Genomic DNA, 19,341 nt, shown 5'->3' on the forward strand with positions numbered 1-19,341 from the left:
TTCAGAGCTGGAGCAGGGAGGCCTCTCCCCATATTTTGCAGCCCGGCTGTCGGGCGGCGTCGCGCAGTTCTTCGGGCGGGATGATGTGAAAGGATTCCGGCGAAAATTCGTTGCAGAAATATTCCGCGATCTCGCTGCCGGGGAAAAGCCCGTAGAGGCTGCCATCGGCTGTAGCCACGAACACGTACTGGCCGGCCGGCGTCTGCGCCAGGAACCGGAGCAGGTCGCGCTGCGGCAGGGTGGCGCGGAAACGGTATGCTTCGATATAGGCCATGGCCGCGAAGATAGCGCCGGGGCGTTCTGCCGCGATCAGCCTTCGCGCATGCCGGTTTCGAGGCGCTCTACGAACCGGCCCACATCGGATCCATCCATCAGCGCATGGTGCACGTGCACCGAGAGCGGCATCGTGCGCCGCCCGTTGCTTTCCGTCATTTTGCCGTAGGAGATCTTCGGGCAGCTATCCGGAAAAGAAAAGGCGCGGGCGTGCGACAGACCGCTGAAGCGCAGCCAGGGCAGGGAGGAGCAATGCAGTACGTTTTCGCCCGAAATGGCTGGAACCAGCCCGGTTGCGGCCCGCACGCGTGTCGCCTCTGCCTGTGCTTCCTGTATAAATACGGTAAGCTCCGGGTGCCAGTCCATATAAGCGAAGCCGAAAGTGCCGTCGGGGCGATTGATGGTCGGGGAGGCGTGCACTTCATCGTATACGCGCACCTCGTCGCCGCTGATACGGTAGCGGAACGGCTCCGTGGCATTGGCCGCGCGCAGCGTATGCCAGAGTGTATACAGGAAGAAGGAGTGCCCGTTGGCTTTTGCACAGGCATAGGCTTCTGTGCAATCCAGTTCCACGGTCACACCGAAAAAAGGTTCTTCGAAGCGGCGGAAAAAGTGGAAATGATCGCGGCGGTTCCAGGTGCTGAGGTCGAGGGGCGTGAACATGCCACGAAAATAAGCCGCTGTGCCTGCTACAACAGGGGCAGGATATCGCGGATGGTGCTTACCGCGCGGAAGTTGGGATGTTCGATGTCATGATCAACCACTTCGTGCGCCCAGGTAGTATGATACGGCACGTGAATGGCGTGGCCGCCAAGCTCCAGCACCGGCAGCACGTCCGACTTCAGCGAGTTGCCGATCATCAGGAACTGCTCCGGGGCGATGTCGAGGTGACGTACCAATTTGGCATAATCGGATACGCCTTTATCCGACATGATCTCGATGTGGTGGAAGTGGTGGATGACCCCCGAGTTCTTCATTTTGCGCTCCTGGTCGAGCAGGTCGCCCTTGGTGGCCACCACGAGGCGGTAGCGCTCTTTCAGGGAAGCCACCACTTCTTCCACGCCCTCGAGCAGCTCGATGGGGCGGGCCAGCAGTTCCTTGCCCAGCTCCAGGATGCGGGCAATGGCGGATGCCCTGATATTGCCTTCGGAAATGGTCAGGGCCGTTTCCACCATCGACAGGGTAAAGCCCTTGATGCCGTAGCCATAAAGCGGCAGGTTCTTGATCTCCGTTTGCAGCAGTTCCCGCTCGGCGCTGTGCAGGGGCATGAAGTCCTCCAGCAGCTGGCAGAACAGGGTTTCTGTTTCGCGGAAATAAGGCTCGTTCACCCACAAGGTGTCGTCGGCGTCGAAGGCAATGACTTTGATGTCCATAATCGTAGTTCCCGCGGAATGCGGGGCCGCAAAGCTAGGAGAAGATCTCAGATCTCAGATGTCAGATCTCGGATCTTGGTTTGAAACACCTGATGGAAACGTTGTCCAATAGGCCGTTTGCATTTATTACATCTGAGATCTGCCATTCCCTCTTGGCATGTTTTTGTCGGCAGCAACGCCGTGCAGACGCTTTTTCCGCTGGATGACCTGTTGCCGCAAGGGTTTCGTTACCTGCCGGATTTTCTTTCCGTGGAGGAGGAAGCGGACCTGCTCCGCGGTGTGGAGGGGCTCGACCTGCATCCTTTTCTCTTCCAGGGCTATACGGCGAAGCGGCTGGTCGCTTCCTTCGGCCGGGACTGGCATTTCGATACCCGCACCCTGGCGCCGGGGCGCCCGGTGCCGCCCTTCCTGGAGCCGGTGGCGGAGAAGGTAGCGGCCCACCTGGGGCTGCGGCGCGAAGATTTCGCCGAGCTGCTGGTGACGGCCTACCCACCCGGGGCGGTCATCAACTGGCACCGCGATGCGCCGCCTTTTGCCCTCATCGCCGGCTTGTCGCTGGGTTCGGACTGCACCTTCCGCCTGCGGCCACAGGAAAAAAAACTGCAGACGCGGGGTGCCACCCGCTCGCTGGTGGTGGCGCGGCGCTCGCTCTATATCATGGAAGGGGCGGCGCGCAGCGACTGGCAGCACAGCACGGCCCCGGTGGCCGCCTGGCGCTGGTCGGTGACGCTGCGGACGCTCTACGCGAAATAGAAATCCCGGCGCGGGGCCGGGGTTGCTCATAGGGGACGGGGAACGATTTATAACACATCAAAACGAAACGACTGTACCTGGGTCGCCTTCACCTTGCGGCCTTCGGTGCGGGCGGGTGTCCAGCGGCCGGACCTGGCGAACTGGCTGAGGGCTTCCTGCTCCAGGCCGTAGCCGATGGTGCTGAGCGCGTGGATATTGCCCACGTTGCCCTGGGCATCGATGTCAAAACGGATCTGTACTTCGTAGCTGCCGGCGGGGAGGCCCTGGGCGATGCCGGTGCGGATCACCCTGGTGAGGATGGCCGACTTGAAACCGTTGAGGGCTACGTCGCCACCCGGGAAGGTAGCGGCCGCGATGGCAGCCTTGCTCTTAGGAGCTTTTTCGGTAGCGGGAGCAGCGAGGGCCGAGAGGGAGAGCAGGAGGGCGAAGCAGAGTACAGCAGCTTTCATAAAGTACGTTTTGCGTTTGACAAGTCAAAAGTACCTGTGGAGCATTAGGTGGATCGCCTTAGTTCGCCTAAGTGGTCGTTTTAATCGTTAAAACCGTGCAAATTGACTTTAGTGTTTCTACTTATTTTTGCAGACCGGCAAGTTAACGGGTCATTCCTTCCTTATTGGCCAGCTGTCCGCAGGCGGCATCGATGTCCTTGCCGCGGCTCCGGCGGAGGCGGGCATTGACCTTGTTTTTGGCAAGGTGCGCCATAAACGCCTCGGTGCGCTCCTCGGTCGGCTTTTCAAACTTTGCGAGATCAATGGGATTGTACTCGATAATATTGACCAGGTCGGCGGGAATCTGGCGGTAGAGCTTTACCAGCTCATCGGCATCTTTGGGCCCGTCGTTGAGGTCTTTAAAAAGGATGTATTCGAGGGTGATCTCGTTTTTGGTTTTCTGGTAGAAATAGTTGAGCGCCTCCACAAGCGATTTCAGATCGTTGGAAGCATTGATGTTCATGATCTGGTCGCGCTTGGCATCGTTGGGGGCATGCAGTGAAAGCGCCAGCTTGAACTTAACGCCATCGTCGCCAAGCTGGCGGATGGCTTTGGCCACACCGGCGGTGGAAACGGTGATGCGCCGGGGGCTCATGCCCAGTCCGTCCGGGGAGGTGATCCGCTCGATAGCTTTGAGCACGTTTTTGTAATTCAGGAGCGGTTCGCCCATGCCCATGAACACGATATTGGTGAGCTTGTGTCCGTAAACCTTTTCGCTCTGTTCGTTGAGCAGCACCACCTCGTCATAGATCTCGTCGAAGTCCATATTGCGCTTGCGGTCGATATAGCCGGTGGCGCAGAACTTACAGGCCAGCGAGCAGCCGATCTGCGAGGAAACGCAGGCGGTAAAGCGCTCCTCGGTGGGGATGAGCACGCCTTCGCAGAGGTGTCCTTCATGGGTGCGGAAGCGGCTTTTCACCGTACCATCGGCACTGTACTGGGTAGCATCAACCGCCAGGGCCGGGAGCGTGAAGTGGTTGCCCAGCTTCTGGCGCAGGTCCTTGCTCAGGTTGGTCATGTCGGCAAAGGAACGGGCGCCCTTCATCCAAAGCCATTCCCACACCTGCTTCGCCCGGAATTTCGGTTCGCCCAGCACTTCGAAATACTGGATGAGGTCTTCCTGCGCCAGCTGGCGGATATTGCGGATGTTTTTTTGAGTTGCGCTCATGGCGCAAAGATACGTGAACCGGCGGGGGAGGGGTGTTAACCCCTTGTCAAGGGTAGCCTGCCGGTGCGACCGAAAGCTTTATTTTTACCGAAACCAATCCACAATGAAACTGCTTACGATCCTCATCGCCTTCCTGCTGCCGCTGTCCGTCCTGGCCCAGTCAGATTCCACCCTGGCCGAATACAAAGGCACTTATACGTTCCCGGAAGGAAGCCAGGTGACTTCGGCCGAAGTGCAGCTGCGCGACGGGAAACTCTATATCAGCTCGGCCATCGGGGGCTCCATCCTGACCCAGGTGAGCAGGGATACGTTTCACCTCGACGCCTATAACGGGCAGCTCTACTTCCGCCGGAAAGCCGGTAAAGTAAGCGGCATTTACGTAGAAGTGGGCCAGATGATACTCGACGGGGAAAAAGAGGAAACGTCGAAGTCTGCCTTTCGCCGGCCGCGGATTTTCATGGCCCGCTAAGCGGGATAGCCCCTAACTTGCGCCCCTCAGGACGGCCCGCCCGGGAGGCCCGGGCGGCGCAGCTCCAAAGCGTCCTGCCCACCATTATGCGCACCGTTTACGTTATCGACACCCTCCGCACGCCCATCGGTAAATACGGGGGGGGCCTTTCTTCCGTACGCCCCGACGACCTGCTGGCCGGCGCCATCAAAGCACTGCTCGAACGCAACCCTTCCGTTGATCCCGCTGCTATTGAAGATGTGATTGCCGGCGATGCCAACCAGGCCGGCGAAGACAACCGCAACGTGGCCCGTATGGCGGCGCTGCTGGCCGGCCTGCCGGTGACCGTGCCGGGCAATACCGTTAACCGCCTTTGCGCCTCCGGCCTCCAGGCCATCATGGACGCTACACGCCAGATCATGACCGGCGACGCCGAGCTCATGATCGCCTGCGGTGTGGAGAGCATGAGCCGCGCGCCCTTCGTTATGGCGAAAGCAACATCACCCTTCCAGCGGGCCACGGAAATTGTCGACACCACGCTTGGCTGGCGCTTTGTGAACAGCCGCCTCGCCGATGTGCATTATCCATACAGTATGGGCGAGACCGGTGAAAATGTAGCGAAGCAGTGGCAGATCTCCCGCGCGGCACAGGATGCCTGGGCGCTTCGTTCCCAAAACAATTATTTCGCCGCGCTCGAAGCCGGCAAGTGGGCGGAGGAGATCGTTCCGGTGGAAGTGACCGAGGGCAAGGAAAAGAAGATCGTGGATACCGACGAGCACCCCCGCCGCACGACAGCTGAGAAGCTGGCAACGCTGAAGCCCGCTTTCATAAAGGACGGCACCGTTACCGCCGGCAATGCCGCCGGCCTCAACGACGGTGCGGCCGCGATGCTGCTGGCTTCGGAAGAAGCGGTGCAGAAATATGGACTGAAGCCGATCGCCAAAGTGGTGGCCATGGCTGTTGCCGGCGTGGATCCCGCCATCATGGGCATCGGCCCGGTGCCGGCCACGCAAAAGGCGCTCCGGCGCGCTTCGCTTTCCGTTGCCGATATTGACCTGGCGGAGCTCAACGAAGCCTTTGCCTCTCAGGTGCTGGCTTCGATGCAGGAGTTGCAGATTGATTCCGAAAAGGTGAATGTCAACGGCGGCTCCATCGCGCTTGGTCACCCGCTCGGCTGCTCGGGTGTACGCATCTCCACTACGCTGCTTCACGAGCTGAAGCGCCGCGGCGGCCGCTACGGTCTCGCTACGATGTGTGTGGGTGTGGGCCAGGGCGCGGCGATCATTTATGAGAATTTGTAATTTTTGATTTCGGATTTTCGAGATGCAATCACGGCTGGAAAAATCTCAGATCGGAGATCATAAATCTGGAATCCTGAGTGGTGTCGGGAACGAAAATTGCGACTCTTTATCATGATGAAACAAGCCGTCTTGCCTGTTGTGTTCTGCCTCCTGGCCTGCAATCCCTACAAGGCGTTGCGGAGCGACCGGGTATCGCTTCCGGCCGCGGGTGAGCTGAGCCTCAGGGTGCCGAAGGGTTTCAGGGAAGCCCGCACCGACAACGAGGCGGGTGGCCGCGTGGTGCGCAGCTATCATTACAACGACGGTACCGTATTCTATGTAGCCTATGTGCCCGACCGGGGCGATCTGCAGCCGATCGATCATGCGGTGCACGTGCCGGGGTTCAGCTCCGTTGGTGATACGCTGTTCAAGGAGCTGGGTGCTTTCGAGCGGTACTGGCGCGAGGATCGCAAGGGGTTGCTCCGCGCGGGTTATGTCAATGTAAGTAAAGGAAAGCCGGAAGTGCTTTTCGATTCAGCGGTAAACTATATCCGGCGTGTCAACCACTGATCCGTGGTGCAACGAATTCATTTAAGAAAAACAAAGCCCCGGTGTTCCGGGGCTTTGTTTTTGGGTGTTGGTGTCAGCTCTTTAGGAATCCGGCAAGATCTTCGAAAGGCACCGAGGTTTGTTTGCCGGTGGTAAGCTCTTTTACGAGTGCCGTCTTCTCGGACACTTCCCGGCTGCCGATGATCACGGCGTAGGGAATATGCTTTTTCTCTGCGTATTTGAATTGTTTGTCCATCCTGGACGCTTCGTGGTAAAGCTCACCCGAGGTGCCGGCCATGCGAAGCTCCTGGAGTAGCCCGTAAGCAACGCGGCTTTCGGCATCGCCCAGGTTGAAGAAGAGCGCGCGCGTGCTTTGCGTCAGCGCTTCGGGGAAAAGCCGCAGTTCTTCCAGCACGTCATAAATACGGTCGACACCGAAGGAAATGCCCACGCCGGGCATGTCGGGTACGCCGAAGAGGCCGGTGAGATCATCGTAACGGCCGCCGCCGCCGATGGAGCCGATCTTCACTTCAGCAGGCGCTTTCACTTCGAAGATGATGCCGGTGTAGTAGTTGAGCCCGCGCGCGAGGGTGAAGTCGAGCACGAGATTGACCCCCTCGCCGGTAACCATATTGCCTACAAACTCAATTTCTTCGATTCCCTTTTTCGCTGTCTCGTTGTCGCCAAAGAGTTCTTTAATGGCGACAAGCTTTTCTTCGTTGCTTCCGCCGATCTCGAGGTAGCGCTGGATGGTGGCGATCTGCGCTTCGTTCAGTCCGCGCCCGGCGAGTTCTTCTTTCACCTTATCCAGCCCGATCTTATCCAGCTTGTCGATGGCGATGGTGATGTCCATCATCTTTTCGGCGCCGCCGCTGATCTCGGCGAGGGCGGCCAGCAGCTTGCGCGAGTTGATGCGCAGCTCGTAGCCTTTGAGCCCGAGCTGTATAAATACGGTGTGGTAGATGGAGCAGAGGTCCACTTCGTTCATCAGCGAACGGGAGCCCACCACGTCGGCATCGCACTGGTAGAACTCGCGGTAGCGGCCTTTTTGCGGACGGTCGGCGCGCCATACGGGTTGCACCTGGTAACGCCTGAAAGGAAAAGTGAGGCTGCCATGGTTCATCGCTACGTAGCGGGCAAAGGGAATGGTGAGATCGTAGCGGAGGGCGCGCTCGGTGAGGTCTTTGGTGCTTTTGCCCCCGAGCACTTTCTCGAAGGCGGCGCGGGCCGACGCTTCCTTCTCGGGCCGGTCGAGACCGTTGTTGAGGATCTTGAAAATAAGCTTGTCGCCTTCCTCGCCGTATTTGCCCATAAGGGTGTCGAGGTTTTCCATCGCGGGCGTTTCGAGGGGCTGGAAGCCAAAGCGCTCAAAGACAGTCCGGATCGTGTTGAGGATATACTGGCGCTTGCGGACCACCTCGGGTCCGAAGTCGCGCGTGCCTTGCGGCAAAGAGGGTTTCTGGCTCATGTTAATTGTTAGGCCGTAGTATTACGGGATGCGTATTTTTCAATGATGCGGTCACAGGCGGCGTCGATCAGTTTGTATACATCATGGTAGCCCGGTTCTTCGCCATACCAGGGATCGGGCACGTCTTCGTCGGCGCCGGGATGCACCTCGTTGAGCAGCAGGTCTACTTTCCCGGCATTCCAGTGCCGGCCCGCGATGCGCTTCATATCGTCCACCACATCGCCGGCCATGGCGTAGATCTTGTCATAGCGATCCATGTCGGCGGCGGTAAACCGTCGGGCGCGCTGCTGGCAGATATCCACGCCGTTCAGTTGCGCCACCTTTTGCGACAGCCGGTGCGGCGCCTCGCCCACGTGGTAGCCGTTGGTGCCGGCGCTTTCCACCGTCCAACGGAGTCCGGCCGCCGCCGCCTTGTGCTTCAGAATGCCCTCTGCCAGCGGGCTGCGGCAGATATTACCGAGGCAAACCATCAGGATCTTCATATCGCCGCAAAGGTAATGTGGTAATGCGGTAATGTGTGAATGCGGTAATGTGGTAATGCGGTAATGTGTGAATGCGGTAATGTGGTAATGCGTGTTCGACGCCATGCTCTTTAATGTCTTCCCCCTGTTCTTCCATCCGTATTCGGCCTTCTTTTCTCACATTACCGCATTACCGGATTACCGCATTGTTTTCTGTGGATTTCGAAACGCCCCTGCATCCCATAGAAAACCCCACTGCCATGACCCACTTCGACATTCAGAAAGCATCCCTGCTCGACCTGTTGTTTGAGCAGCGCAACAAGCAGTACGGCGCCTACGTGCTTCGTAAGTATTACGCCAACCGTCTTTCGGTAGCCCTGGGACTAACGCTTACGGCCGCCTTCTCCATCTTCTTTATTGCAGGACGCCTCGGCGCACCGGGCGCTTCGGATCGCGGGAGCCTGCTTCCCGGGGAGGGTGTCGTGTTGAAAACCTTTGAGCTGCCGAAGCCCGAAAAGCAGCCCGAAGTAACAAGGACGGTCCAGAAGAAAATGCAGACGGAGCACTACACCAAGAATATCCAGATCGTGAAAGACATCGATAAGCCCGACCTGGCGCGGATCGATGCGCTCGATAAAGCAGTCATCGGCGGTCACCAGGCGACAGGCGATGTGCCGACGGCCGATGTGCACGTGGACCTGCCGGTAGGGCCGAAAGTAGTGGCCCCGCCAGTTACGCCGCCGGCCCCTCCGGAAGAACCCACCTTCGTTCCGAATCCTTCGGAGGCGCCGCAGTTCCCCGGCGGTGACGCCGCCTGGCGCGGATACCTCGGCAAGATGCTTACGACGCCATCCGATATGGAAGCCGGCGAGAAACGCTCGGTGCTGGTGCGCTTCCTCGTATCGGAAGAAGGTGTGGTGACCGGCTTCCAGATCCTGCGCTCGGGCGGCGCCTCTTTCGACAACGAGGTGCTCCGCGTGCTGCGCCGCATGCCCCGCTGGAAGCCTGCGCGGCAGAATGGCCGCGCCGTGGCCACCGCCTTCCAGCAACCCGTCACCTTCCAGGCCCCCGAAGAGTAGAAGGGACGGCAGCCCGGTTTTTGCAACTTGGAAGCGAAAATTGCCTAATTTGCCCAACCCAACAGGAATCAATGGTAGAAGAGTACGAAAAGAAACGCCGCCGCCAGGTCGGCACCATGCGCGCGATCATGGACTATGCCATGGGGATCGTGTTTGTGCTGGTAGGGCTCTTCTTTTTCTATGCTTTTTTTACCAAAACGCCGATCATGGGCCGCGAGCCCGGCGGGCTTGACGTAGCCATCGGCGTCCTGTTTGTGGTATATGGAGTTTGGCGCGTTTATCGCGGCTATAGGAAGAATTACTTTAAGGAATGATGAACGGCACCCGGATGGCGCGATTTGGCAACCGATTACTGGCTTTACTATTGGCAGGAGCCCTGCTCACCGGCTGCGGTGGGGAGCGCGATCCTGATGAGCCGACAGATACCCGCACAAGCGGCACGATCCATATCAGTGCCGACGAGTCTTTCCGTCCCGTCATCGACTCGGAGATCCGGGTATTTGAAGCCTTGCATCCCGGCACCCATATCATCCCCCATTATAAGCCCGAGGCTGAGTGCTTCCGCGACTTCGGGGTCGACTCCATCCGCTGCGTCATCGCCACCCGCGCCTACAGCCCGCAGGAAAAGGCCTTTATCAACGATTCGCTGAAAACCGAAGTATCCTACAACGTGGCGGCCTACGACGCCATCGCGGTGATCGTTCACCCTTCCTCCAAAGACACGCTCTTTACCCTTCCCGAGATCCGCGACCTGCTTACCGGCAAGTCGCAACGCGGTCTGCGCCCGGTGATGGATGGCCTCAAGGCTACCAGCACGGTGCGCTTCCTGATGGACTCGGTGCTCCGCGGCGCCCCACTCGGCGCCAACGTAACGGCGGCCGATAACAGCGCCGGCGTGATCGATTATGTGTCGCGCAACCCCGACGCTGTCGGCTTTCTCGGGGTCAGCTGGGTGGGCAACCCGCAGGATAGTACCCAGCTCAGCTACCTGAGCCGCATCAAGGTGGCGCTGCTACAGGATGCCAAAGACACGGCCCGCTTCGTGTGGCCCGCCCAGTACAATATCTGGTATAAGCGTTACCCGCTCCGGCGCGACCTCGTGGTAGTACTCAAGGAACGTCACAATGGCCTCGGCCATGGTTTTGCGAATTATCTGACCACTACCAGCGGCCAGATGGTGTTTAACCGCGCCTTCCTGATGCCCGCGATGATGAACTTCCAGGTGCGCTCGGCGGAGGTAAAGGAATAGTTGCACAGGCATTGAAGGTTGTTAATGAAGGGATTAATTAAGTGTTAGAACTTCAACCTTAACAACCTTTAGGTAAACTAAAGAACAAAATTTGAGCTCTTACTAAAAACGAAAAAGAAACGGATCATGAAGAAATCAGCCATTGTTTTGTTGCTTGCTGTGTTTTTCGCACTCGGTGCGGGCGCCCAGTCGGTTCAGGAGGGGATAGGTCACCTCTACGCCGACCGTACCGCCAGCGCCAAAAGCACCTTTGAGCGGATCCTGTCGGCTAACCCGAACAACATCGAAGCCATTTACTGGCTGGGCCAGACATACCTCCAGCTCAATCAGCCCGCGGAAGCGCGCAACGTTTACCAGAAAGCCCTTTCCACCAACGGGAATGCGCCCCTGCTGCTTGCCGGTATGGGCCACGTACTCCTGGTTGAAAATAAAGCCGGCGAAGCCCGCCAGCAATTTGAAACCGCCATCAACCTGAGCCGCGGCAAAAAGGGTGAAGACCCCGCCGTGCTCAACGCCATCGGCCGCGCCAACGTGGAAACCACGAACGGCGATGTAGCCTACGGCCTCGCCAAGCTCCAGCAGGCTGCCCAGCTGGCGCCTACCAATGCGGATATCCAGATCAACCTCGGTAACGCCTACCGCCGCGCCAAGGAAGGTGGCCAGGCTGTAAAGGCCTACACCGCCGCCGCCGCCAACGGCATGCCGGCCGTAGCTTACTACCGCATGGCCCGCATCTACGAAACCCAGCGCAACTGGGACGTGGTGACCGAGAACCTCAACCGCGCCATTGCCGCCGACCCCAAATTCGGCCCGGCTTACCTGCGCCAATACAACTATAACCTGTTCTACAAGCAGGACTTCAACGCGGCCGAAGACTGGGCCCGCAAGTACGTGGCCGTGGCCGACCCGAGCATCCAGAACGAAGTGTTCGGCGCCCAGACCGCCTTCCTGCAGAAGAACTACGATAAGGCCATTGAAATAGGCAACCGCATCATTACCCAGAGCGGCAGCACGCCCGCCAGCCCCGGTGTTTACCGACTGATGGCCTACTCTTATGTAGAAGGCAAGAAAGACACCGCTGCGGCCCGCAAGTATGTTGATCAGCTGTTTGCAACCGCCAAGGGCGACGAGCTTGTTGCCAAAGACTACACCCTGAAGGCAACGATCTATTCGAAAGAAGACCCGGCCCAGGTGGTAAATATTTATATGGATGCAGCAAACGATGACACTACCCTGCGCAACAAGCTCCTGATTCTCCAGGAAGCCGTTGACTGGGCCAAAACCAACAACCGCAAGGTTGCCGAGGGCGATCTCCGCCTGGCCCTGCATCGCCTCAACCCCAACTCGAGCCCGGCCGGCCTCTTCCAGATTGGTCTGCCGTACTACCAGGGCGCAGCCTTCGTGAAGGCCGACAGCGTATTCCAGGCTTACAGCCGCGCGCTTCCCGACTCGATCTATGGTTACCTCTGGAGCGCCCGTGCCCTCGCCAATATCGACACCACGGGTAAGCAAGGCCTGGCGGTTCCCCAGTACGAGCAGGTGCTCCGCGTATCGTCGGCGGACAAAGCCCGCCTCGGCATCTATGGCTACGAAGCGGCTACCAACCTCGCCAACTACTACGTGAACGAGAAGAACGACCGCGTCAAAGGAGCTGAAATGCTCCGCAAGGCACTCGAGTTCGACCCGAGCAAGCAGGCACAGCTGGAGCCGGTTATCAAGCGGCTTGAATCTGCGCCGGCCCGGCCCGCAGCCCCCTCGAAGCCCGCGGCACCCACGAAAGTGAAGACTGCGCCCAATAAAACGAAAGTGAAAAAAGGATAACACGCGGAAACCGCGGAAACCACGATAGTTCAGACAGAAGTCCCGCTTGGCGGGACTTCTTTATTTTTCAGCGTTTTCAGCGTTTTTCGCGTGCGAAACCGCGGTTTTTTGCCTCAAAATATTCACGCTCCAGATTGATGGCTGTACTGTATTTTTGCCGCCGATTCAACAGCCTATGTTCCATTTGCTTCAAGCCGACATTACCCGTGCCGTCCGCGACGTCAACAGCGCCGGCAGCTACCTGCCCGTGGCGCTCCAGTTTCTCTTCGCCGCCGGCATGATCGGTACCCTGATGGCCGTGACCCACCTGCTGGGCCCCAAGCGCAAGACGGCCGACAAGCTCGCCAACTTCACCTCCGGTATCGAAAGCCATGGCGACGCCCGCCAGCCGATGGCCATCAAGTATTTCCTGGTGGCGATCCTGTTTGTGCTTTTCGACGTGGAAGTGATCTTTTTCTATCCCTACGCGGTTAATTTCAAAGGGCTCGGTTGGAGCGGTTTTTGGGCTGTAGTGATGTTCGTCGCGTTCTTCCTTTGCGGGTTTATTTATATCGTGAAGAAGGGTGCGCTGAAGTGGGAAGACTAGTTCATCCGCAGAAGGGCGCCGTGCGGACCGGACTTTGACAATCGCGCGCTCTTTTGCAAAAGTTAAAAAGAAGAATTTATGGCACGTCCTGTTTCCTATAATATCAACGAAAAGCCGCTGGAGAAAGACATCTCGCTGGTGGATATGCCCGACGGCTACCAGGGTGAAGGTTTTTTCGCCCAGAAGCTGAGTGAGGCTGTGGGCCTTGCCCGCAAGAACTCCATCTGGCCCCTTCCTTTCGCTACTTCCTGCTGCGGTATTGAATTCATGGCCACCATGGCCTCCCACTACGACCTGGCCCGCTTCGGCGCCGAGCGCCTCGGCTTCTCGCCCCGCCAGTGCGACCTGCTGATGGTGATGGGCACCATCTCGAAAAAGATGGCACCCGTGGTGCGCCAGGTATACCTCCAGATGGCCGAGCCCCGCTGGGTGATGGCGGTAGGCGCCTGCGCCTGCTCCGGCGGCGTGTTCGACTCCTACAGCGTGCTGCAGGGCATCGACCAGGTGGTTCCGGTAGACGTTTACGTTCCCGGCTGCCCCCCGCGCCCCGAGGCGATCATCGACGGCATCCTCCGCATCCAGGACCTGGTGGGCAAGGAAAGCCTGCGCCGCCGCAACTCCGAACATTATCAAAAGCTCCTGGCGAGCTACGGTATTCAATAAAAACACTCCGGGCTCCCCTTCCCATCGGGAAGGGGCCGGGGGATGGGTCTTATGGCATTGACAAACGAACAAGTACAACAGCAGCTCCTGGAGCGTTTCGGCGACAAGGTGAAGGCCTTCGAGGAACCCTATGGCATGCTGACCTTCGAAGCCGACCGCGATCAGAACATCGCGGTGCTTCAGTATTTATACGAGAACGGCTTCCGCTTTCTCACCGACCTCACCGCGGTGCACTACCCGGCCTACGCGGGCCGCGAGCTTGCGGTGGTATACCACGTGCACAACCTGGTAGAGAACTTCCGCCTGCGCTTCAAGGTGTTCGCACCCGTGGCGCAGCCCGACGTGCAGAGTGCCACGGTGCTTTATGAAAGCGCCAACTGGCAGGAGCGCGAGGCCTACGATTTCTATGGGGTCAACTTCACCGGGCATCCCAACCTGAAGCGGATTCAGAACGTGGATGAGATGGACTACTTCCCGCAGCGCAAGGAGTTCCCGCTCGAAGACCAGACCCGCATCGACAAGGACGACGAGATGTTCGGCCGCGGCGGCTCCTTCGACTTCGGCAACCGCCGCGAAGACGGAGCGCCGACGCTGCACACGCTGCCGGAGAGCGAAAAATAACGCTTCGGCATACTTCGCAGGTCACTCTTCGGCAGGCTCAGAGTGACAGGCCTTACCAAACGAAGAGCCCGCAATGTCAGGCCGAGCTTGCCGACGCCTACGACACAAACGACGATAACATGGCTACGAACACACCATATTCCCATATCCCGCTTCCCGAAGGCTCTATCGAGAAGGAAACGACCACCATCAACCTCGGGCCGACGCACCCCGCCACGCACGGCGTGTTCCAGAACATCCTGGAGCTCGACGGCGAAAAGATCGTGTCGGCGGAGCAGACGATCGGTTATATCCACCGCGCCTTTGAGAAGATCGCCGAGCGCCGCCCCCTGTACCAGATCACCCCGCTGACCGACCGCCTCAACTACTGCTCGGCGCCGATCAACAACATGGGCTGGCACATGACCTGCGAAAAGCTGCTGGGCATCCAGACGCCGAAGCGTGTGGACTACCTCCGCGTCATCATCATGGAGCTCGCCCGCATCGCCGACCACATCATCTGCAACTCCGTAATCGGGGTAGACACCGGCGCCTTTACCGGCTTCCTTTACGTGATGCAGTACCGCGAGCTCATTTACGAGATCTGGGAAGAAGTGTGCGGCTCGCGCCTGACGACCAATATCGGTCGCATCGGCGGCTTCGAGCGCGACTTCAACGATATCGCCTTTACCAAGCTCGAGAAATTCCTCGACGAGTTCCCGGCCGTGCTGAAGGAGTTCGAAAGCCTCTTTACCCGCAACCGCATCTTCATGGAGCGCACCATCGGCGCCGGCCCCATCTCGGGCGAGCGCGCGCTCAACTACGGCTTCACCGGGCCCAACCTGCGCGCCGCGGGCGTCGACTACGACGTGCGCGTGCACACCCCTTACAGCTCTTACCAGGATTTCGAATTCAGCATTCCCACCGGCAACACCGGCGACTGCTACGACCGCTTCCTGGTGCGCAACGGCGAGATGTGGGAATCGATTTCCATCATCCGCCAGGCTTACCGCAAGCTGCAGGATATGAAAGGCGACGAGGCGGGCATCTACCATGCCGACGTGCCGGAATACTACCTCCCCGAGAAGAAGGACGTATACACCAAGATGGAAGCCCTCATCTACCACTTCAAGATCGTGATGGGTGAGATCGACATTCCGCCGGGCGAGGTATACCACAGCGTGGAAGGCGGCAACGGTGAGCTGGGCTTCTACCTCATTTCCGACGGAGGCCGCACGCCTTACCGCCTGCACTTCCGCCGTCCCTGCTTCGTCTACTACCAGGCCTACGAAGAACTGGTAAAAGGTTCGATGCTCTCCGACGCCATTATCGTGATGTCGTCGCTGAACCTCATCGCCGGCGAGATGGACGGGTAAGAAATCTTTAGATCTTGGATCTCAGGATCTCGGATCTGTTGTAGTGAAGTAAATGTGCTGATAGAATTGTGGTTTGGTGAGTGGGAAGGATGGTTTGAACAGAAGACACCTTACCAATTAACCAATAGACCAATTAACTAATAAACCGTTTTTGACCGTGACGTTTTCTGAAGAGAAACTCAATAAAGTACGCGAGATCGTGGCGCGCTACCCGCAGGGGCAGCAGAAGAGCGCCCTGATTCCGGTGCTGCACCTGGCACAGGAAGCCAACAGCGGCTGGCTGTCGGCCGAGGCCATGGACTACGTTGCCTCCCTGCTCGATCTGAAACCGATCGAGGTGTACGAGGTGGCTACTTTCTACAGCATGTTCAACCTGAAGCCGGTGGGCAAATACCTCTTCGAGGTGTGCCAGACCGGGCCCTGCATGCTCAACGGCTCCGACGACATCATTGCCTATATCAAGGAAAAACTGAACATCGGGATCGGTGAAACCACCACCGACGGAATGTTCACGCTCAAAACCGTGGAGTGCCTCGGCGCCTGCGGCTATGCGCCGATGATGCAGCTCGGTAAGTTCTACAAAGAGCACCTCACCCGGGAGAAGGTGGATGCCATTATTGACGAATGCCGCCGCAACGCGGTTCAAAACAATTAAGATGCGTTTAGCTCCCTATATCATGTTCAACGGCAACTGCGAGGAAGCCCTGAACTTTTACGCGAAGGCACTTGGCGGACAGATCCAGGGCCTGCAGTATTTCGAAGGCGCGCCGGTGGAGACTGCTCCAGAGGATGCAAAAAAGGTAATGCACGCCCAGTTTTCGGCCGGCGGGTTGTTCCTGATGGCCTCCGACGGCCAGCAGAACGAAGCCGTGGGCGGCATGGTGCACCTGAGCCTCGACTTTTCTTCGCAGGAAGAGATCGACCGCACCTTTGCGGCCCTGAGCGAAGGCGCCCGCGTTACGATGCCGCTGCAGGACACCTTCTGGGGTGCCCGCTTCGGCATGCTCACCGACCAGTTCGGTGTTAATTGGATGTTCAATTTCGACAAGGAACCCAAGCAAAAACAATGATCCAAAGCGGCACTGCCGCATATCTGATAGACCATGGGTAAAAAATTATTGCTCGAACACGCACACGTAGAAGGCATCCGCTACTTCGACACCTACCGCCGCCACGGCGGTTATGCCGCGGTGGAGAAGGCGTTCAAGATGGCGCCCGCCGACATCGTGGAAGAGGTGAAAAAGAGCGGCCTCCGCGGCCGTGGCGGCGCCGGCTTCCCCACCGGCATGAAGTGGAGCTTCCTGGCTAAGCCCGAAGGCGTTCCCCGCTACCTCGTGTGCAACGCCGACGAATCGGAGCCCGGCACCTTCAAGGACCGATACCTGATGGAGTTCATCCCGCACCTCCTCATCGAAGGCCTCATCATCTCCTCCTTCGCCCTTGGCTCGGAGCGCACCTATATCTACATCCGCGGCGAATACGCCTGGATCGTAGATATACTGGAAGAAGCCATCGCCGAAGCCAACCGCGCCGGGTTCCTCGGAACGAATATCCTCGGCACCGGCTTCAACTGCCAGATCTATGTGCAGCGCGGCGCCGGCGCCTATATCTGCGGTGAAGAAACGGCCCTGATCGAGTCGCTCGAAGGCAAGCGCGGCAACCCGCGGATCAAGCCGCCCTTCCCGGCCATCAAAGGCCTTTACGATTGCCCCACGGTGGTAAACAACGTGGAGACACTCGCGGCGATAGTGCCCATCATCAACGGGGGAGCTGAAGCCTATGCCGCCATCGGCGTCGGCCGCTCCACGGGTACCAAGTTGATCTCCGCCTGCGGCAACATCAACAAGCCGGGCATCTACGAGATCGACATGAATATTTCGGTAGAGGAATTCATCTACAGCGACGAATATTGCGGCGGCATCCCCAACGGGAAGCGCCTCAAGGCCTGCATCCCGGGCGGTTCTTCCGTTCCCATCCTGCCGGCCAACCTACTGCTGAAAACGGCAAAAGGCGAGACCCGCATGATGACCTACGAAAGCCTCGCCGACGGCGGCTTTGCCACCGGCTCCATGATGGGATCGGGCGGTTTTATCGTGCTCGACGAAGACCAGTGCGTGGTGCGTCACACCTTCTCGCTGGCGCGCTTCTACCGCCACGAAAGCTGCGGCCAGTGCTCGCCCTGCCGCGAAGGCACGGGCTGGATGGAAAAGATCCTCCACAAGATCGAGCACGGCAAGGGCGATATGCGCGACATCGACCTGCTGTGGGACATCCAGGCCAAGATTGAAGGCAACACCATCTGCCCGCTCGGCGACGCCGCCGCCTGGCCCGTGGCTGCCGCCATCCGTCACTTCCGTGATGAGTTTGAGTGGCATGTGCTCAATCCCGACGAAGCGCAGAAGCGCAACTTCGGGCTCGCACACTACGCAGATCCTATTTCTGTAGCTGTTAGTTAATCATGAAAACGACGCTCCGGAAGGAGCACCCTGTATATGGCTGAAGAAAAAAAGATGTTCACGGTAACCATCGACAACATCAAAGTTGAAGTGGAAGCCGGAACGACCATCCTGATGGCGGCACGTAAGATCGGCGGAGACATCGTTCCCCCGACCATGTGCTTCTACTCGAAGCTCGATAAGACGGGCGGTTACTGCCGCACCTGCCTCGTGCGGGTATCGGCCGGTTCCACCGCCGACCCGCGCCCCATGCCCAAACTCGTGGCTTCCTGCCGCACCGCAGTTATGGACGGTATGGTGGTGGAAAATATCACCAACCCCGCGGTGCTCGAAGCCCGCAAGGGCGTGGTGGAATTCCTGCTGCTCAATCACCCGCTCGACTGCCCCGTGTGCGACCAGGCCGGTGAGTGCGACCTGCAGGATCTTTCCTACGAGCACGGCAAGGAAGGCACCCGCTACGAGTTCAAGCGCCGCACCTTCGAGCGCATCGACCTCGGCCCCTATATCCAGTTGCACATGACGCGCTGCATCCTGTGCTACCGCTGCGTGCACGCCGCCAACCAGGTGGCCGGCCAGCGTGAGCACGGCGTGCTCGACCGCGGCGACCACGCACAGATCGCCACCTATATCCAGCAGTCGCTCGAAAGCCCCATGATCGGCAACGTAATCGACGTATGCCCCGTGGGCGCCCTCACCGACCGCACCTTCCGCTTCAAGAACCGCGTGTGGTTTACGAAGCCGGTAGACGCGCACCGCGACTGCCCGCACTGCACCGGCAACGTACGCCTTTGGCTGCGCGGCGACGACGTGCTCCGCGTTACGGCCCGCAAAGACCAGTGGGGTGAGGTGGAAGAATGGATCTGTAACGAATGCCGCTTCGAAAAGAAGAAGGTGAGCGACTGGACCATCGAAGGCCCGACACGCGTTGACCGTCATTCGGTGATCGGCGCCGGCCACTACACCGGTATCCGGAAGCCGAAAGAAATCTTCAAGGAGGTAATGGACGGCCGCGACCCGAAACTGCTGATGGACATCCATACAGTCTCCGACGTGAACAAGGTCAACCTGAACGAGATTCCCGGCCCGGCCACCGGCGCTACGTTCAGCGGCAACCCGAAATCCGCCGGCACTAATATTACCGATGTGAAGGAAGGTGTCGGCCGCAATATGCTGGGCACCGACTCGACGAACCCGAACACTCCGTGAACCGTGAGCCGTGAACCGTGAGGGTGTTTGACGACGCTTTCTCC

Annotated in this window: 23 protein-coding genes; 16 read left to right on the plus strand and 7 right to left on the minus strand. The window is 58.8% G+C overall.

The window, feature by feature from the left end; genetic code table 11:
- Position 1: 1 nt before the first annotated feature.
- The 3 genes from EPD60_RS10390 to EPD60_RS10400 are packed head-to-tail and all read right to left on the minus strand — an operon-like array spanning position 2 to position 1,646.
- Positions 2–274, minus strand: coding sequence for a hypothetical protein (locus EPD60_RS10390; protein WP_131449383.1), 273 nt, complete (start codon positions 272–274; stop codon positions 2–4).
- Between the two features lie 35 nt (positions 275–309).
- The gene (locus EPD60_RS10395) at positions 310–936 is read right to left on the minus strand and encodes a CatA-like O-acetyltransferase (RefSeq protein WP_131449384.1); all 627 of its coding nucleotides are present in this window, start codon (positions 934–936) and stop codon (positions 310–312) included.
- Between the two features lie 26 nt (positions 937–962).
- Positions 963–1,646, minus strand: coding sequence for an HAD family hydrolase (locus EPD60_RS10400; protein WP_131449385.1), 684 nt, complete (start codon positions 1,644–1,646; stop codon positions 963–965).
- A 180-nt stretch (positions 1,647–1,826) separates the two neighbouring features.
- On the opposite strand from EPD60_RS10400, the gene EPD60_RS10405 reads away from it, so the two are divergent.
- Positions 1,827–2,399: an alpha-ketoglutarate-dependent dioxygenase AlkB gene (locus EPD60_RS10405; protein ID WP_207896606.1), complete on the plus strand. Its 573-nt coding sequence runs from the start codon at positions 1,827–1,829 to the stop codon at positions 2,397–2,399.
- Between the two features lie 47 nt (positions 2,400–2,446).
- Here the strand turns inward: EPD60_RS10405 and EPD60_RS10410 are convergent, their stop codons facing one another.
- On the minus strand, positions 2,447–2,848 hold the full coding sequence (locus EPD60_RS10410; protein ID WP_131449386.1) for an energy transducer TonB: 402 nt from the start codon (positions 2,846–2,848) through the stop codon (positions 2,447–2,449).
- Positions 2,849–2,990: 142 nt separating this feature from the next.
- Positions 2,991–4,055, minus strand: a complete 1,065-nt coding sequence (gene rlmN, locus EPD60_RS10415; RefSeq protein WP_131449387.1) for a dual-specificity RNA methyltransferase RlmN — start codon at positions 4,053–4,055, stop codon at positions 2,991–2,993.
- A 103-nt stretch (positions 4,056–4,158) separates the two neighbouring features.
- Between rlmN and EPD60_RS10420 the strand changes: the two genes are divergently transcribed.
- From EPD60_RS10420 to EPD60_RS10430, 3 genes are all read left to right on the plus strand, one after another.
- Positions 4,159–4,524 (plus strand): hypothetical protein, encoded by a 366-nt coding sequence (locus EPD60_RS10420; RefSeq protein WP_131449388.1) that lies wholly within the window; start codon positions 4,159–4,161, stop codon positions 4,522–4,524.
- A 17-nt stretch (positions 4,525–4,541) separates the two neighbouring features.
- Complete coding sequence (locus tag EPD60_RS10425) at positions 4,542–5,804, plus strand: thiolase family protein (protein WP_317126059.1); 1,263 nt, start codon at positions 4,542–4,544, stop codon at positions 5,802–5,804.
- A gap of 111 nt (positions 5,805–5,915) precedes the next feature.
- A complete protein-coding gene (locus EPD60_RS10430) occupies positions 5,916–6,353 on the plus strand; it encodes a hypothetical protein (RefSeq protein ID WP_131449389.1) in 438 nt (145 codons plus the stop codon).
- A gap of 73 nt (positions 6,354–6,426) precedes the next feature.
- On the opposite strand, the gene hisS is transcribed toward EPD60_RS10430, so the two are convergent.
- Both hisS and EPD60_RS10440 read right to left on the minus strand, forming a co-directional pair.
- Positions 6,427–7,800, minus strand: coding sequence for a histidine--tRNA ligase (hisS, locus tag EPD60_RS10435; protein WP_131449390.1), 1,374 nt, complete (start codon positions 7,798–7,800; stop codon positions 6,427–6,429).
- A gap of 8 nt (positions 7,801–7,808) precedes the next feature.
- A complete protein-coding gene (locus EPD60_RS10440) occupies positions 7,809–8,282 on the minus strand; it encodes a low molecular weight protein-tyrosine-phosphatase (protein ID WP_243647807.1) in 474 nt (157 codons plus the stop codon).
- Between the two features lie 239 nt (positions 8,283–8,521).
- Here EPD60_RS10440 and EPD60_RS10445 point away from each other — a divergent pair, with 239 nt between their 5' ends.
- The 12 genes from EPD60_RS10445 to EPD60_RS10500 all read left to right on the plus strand — a co-directional run bounded on the left by EPD60_RS10445 (position 8,522) and on the right by EPD60_RS10500 (position 19,297).
- Positions 8,522–9,340: an energy transducer TonB gene (locus EPD60_RS10445; RefSeq protein ID WP_165871505.1), complete on the plus strand. Its 819-nt coding sequence runs from the start codon at positions 8,522–8,524 to the stop codon at positions 9,338–9,340.
- Between the two features lie 71 nt (positions 9,341–9,411).
- Entirely contained in the window at positions 9,412–9,654 is a 243-nt protein-coding gene (locus EPD60_RS10450; RefSeq protein WP_131449392.1) for a DUF1206 domain-containing protein, read from the plus strand.
- The gene (locus tag EPD60_RS10455; RefSeq protein WP_131449393.1) at positions 9,651–10,589 is read left to right on the plus strand and encodes a PstS family phosphate ABC transporter substrate-binding protein; all 939 of its coding nucleotides are present in this window, start codon (positions 9,651–9,653) and stop codon (positions 10,587–10,589) included. Before EPD60_RS10450 ends, EPD60_RS10455 begins: the two co-directional genes overlap by 4 nt.
- Before the next feature lie 126 nt (positions 10,590–10,715).
- A complete protein-coding gene (locus tag EPD60_RS10460) occupies positions 10,716–12,410 on the plus strand; it encodes a tetratricopeptide repeat protein (RefSeq protein ID WP_131449394.1) in 1,695 nt (564 codons plus the stop codon).
- 175 nt (positions 12,411–12,585) lie between these two features.
- Positions 12,586–12,996 carry an NADH-quinone oxidoreductase subunit A gene (locus EPD60_RS10465; protein ID WP_131449395.1) on the plus strand — a complete coding sequence of 137 codons (411 nt, stop codon included), beginning with the start codon at positions 12,586–12,588 and terminating at the stop codon, positions 12,994–12,996.
- Positions 12,997–13,074: 78 nt separating this feature from the next.
- Positions 13,075–13,659, plus strand: a complete 585-nt coding sequence (locus EPD60_RS10470) for an NADH-quinone oxidoreductase subunit B (RefSeq protein WP_165871506.1) — start codon at positions 13,075–13,077, stop codon at positions 13,657–13,659.
- A 51-nt stretch (positions 13,660–13,710) separates the two neighbouring features.
- Positions 13,711–14,280: an NADH-quinone oxidoreductase subunit C gene (locus EPD60_RS10475; protein WP_131449396.1), complete on the plus strand. Its 570-nt coding sequence runs from the start codon at positions 13,711–13,713 to the stop codon at positions 14,278–14,280.
- Between the two features lie 119 nt (positions 14,281–14,399).
- Positions 14,400–15,635, plus strand: coding sequence for an NADH-quinone oxidoreductase subunit D (locus tag EPD60_RS10480; RefSeq protein ID WP_131449397.1), 1,236 nt, complete (start codon positions 14,400–14,402; stop codon positions 15,633–15,635).
- Between the two features lie 157 nt (positions 15,636–15,792).
- Positions 15,793–16,290 carry an NADH-quinone oxidoreductase subunit NuoE family protein gene (locus EPD60_RS10485; protein WP_243647808.1) on the plus strand — a complete coding sequence of 166 codons (498 nt, stop codon included), beginning with the start codon at positions 15,793–15,795 and terminating at the stop codon, positions 16,288–16,290.
- Position 16,291: 1 nt separating this feature from the next.
- Complete coding sequence (locus EPD60_RS10490) at positions 16,292–16,705, plus strand: VOC family protein (RefSeq protein ID WP_131449399.1); 414 nt, start codon at positions 16,292–16,294, stop codon at positions 16,703–16,705.
- A 33-nt stretch (positions 16,706–16,738) separates the two neighbouring features.
- Complete coding sequence (gene nuoF, locus EPD60_RS10495; protein ID WP_131449400.1) at positions 16,739–18,091, plus strand: NADH-quinone oxidoreductase subunit NuoF; 1,353 nt, start codon at positions 16,739–16,741, stop codon at positions 18,089–18,091.
- Between the two features lie 36 nt (positions 18,092–18,127).
- The gene (locus tag EPD60_RS10500) at positions 18,128–19,297 is read left to right on the plus strand and encodes an NADH-quinone oxidoreductase subunit G (RefSeq protein WP_131449401.1); all 1,170 of its coding nucleotides are present in this window, start codon (positions 18,128–18,130) and stop codon (positions 19,295–19,297) included.
- Positions 19,298–19,341: the final 44 nt, after the last annotated feature.

The organism is Flaviaestuariibacter flavus (assembly GCF_004337505.1).
Classification (GTDB): domain Bacteria; phylum Bacteroidota; class Bacteroidia; order Chitinophagales; family Chitinophagaceae; genus Flavisolibacter; species Flavisolibacter flavus.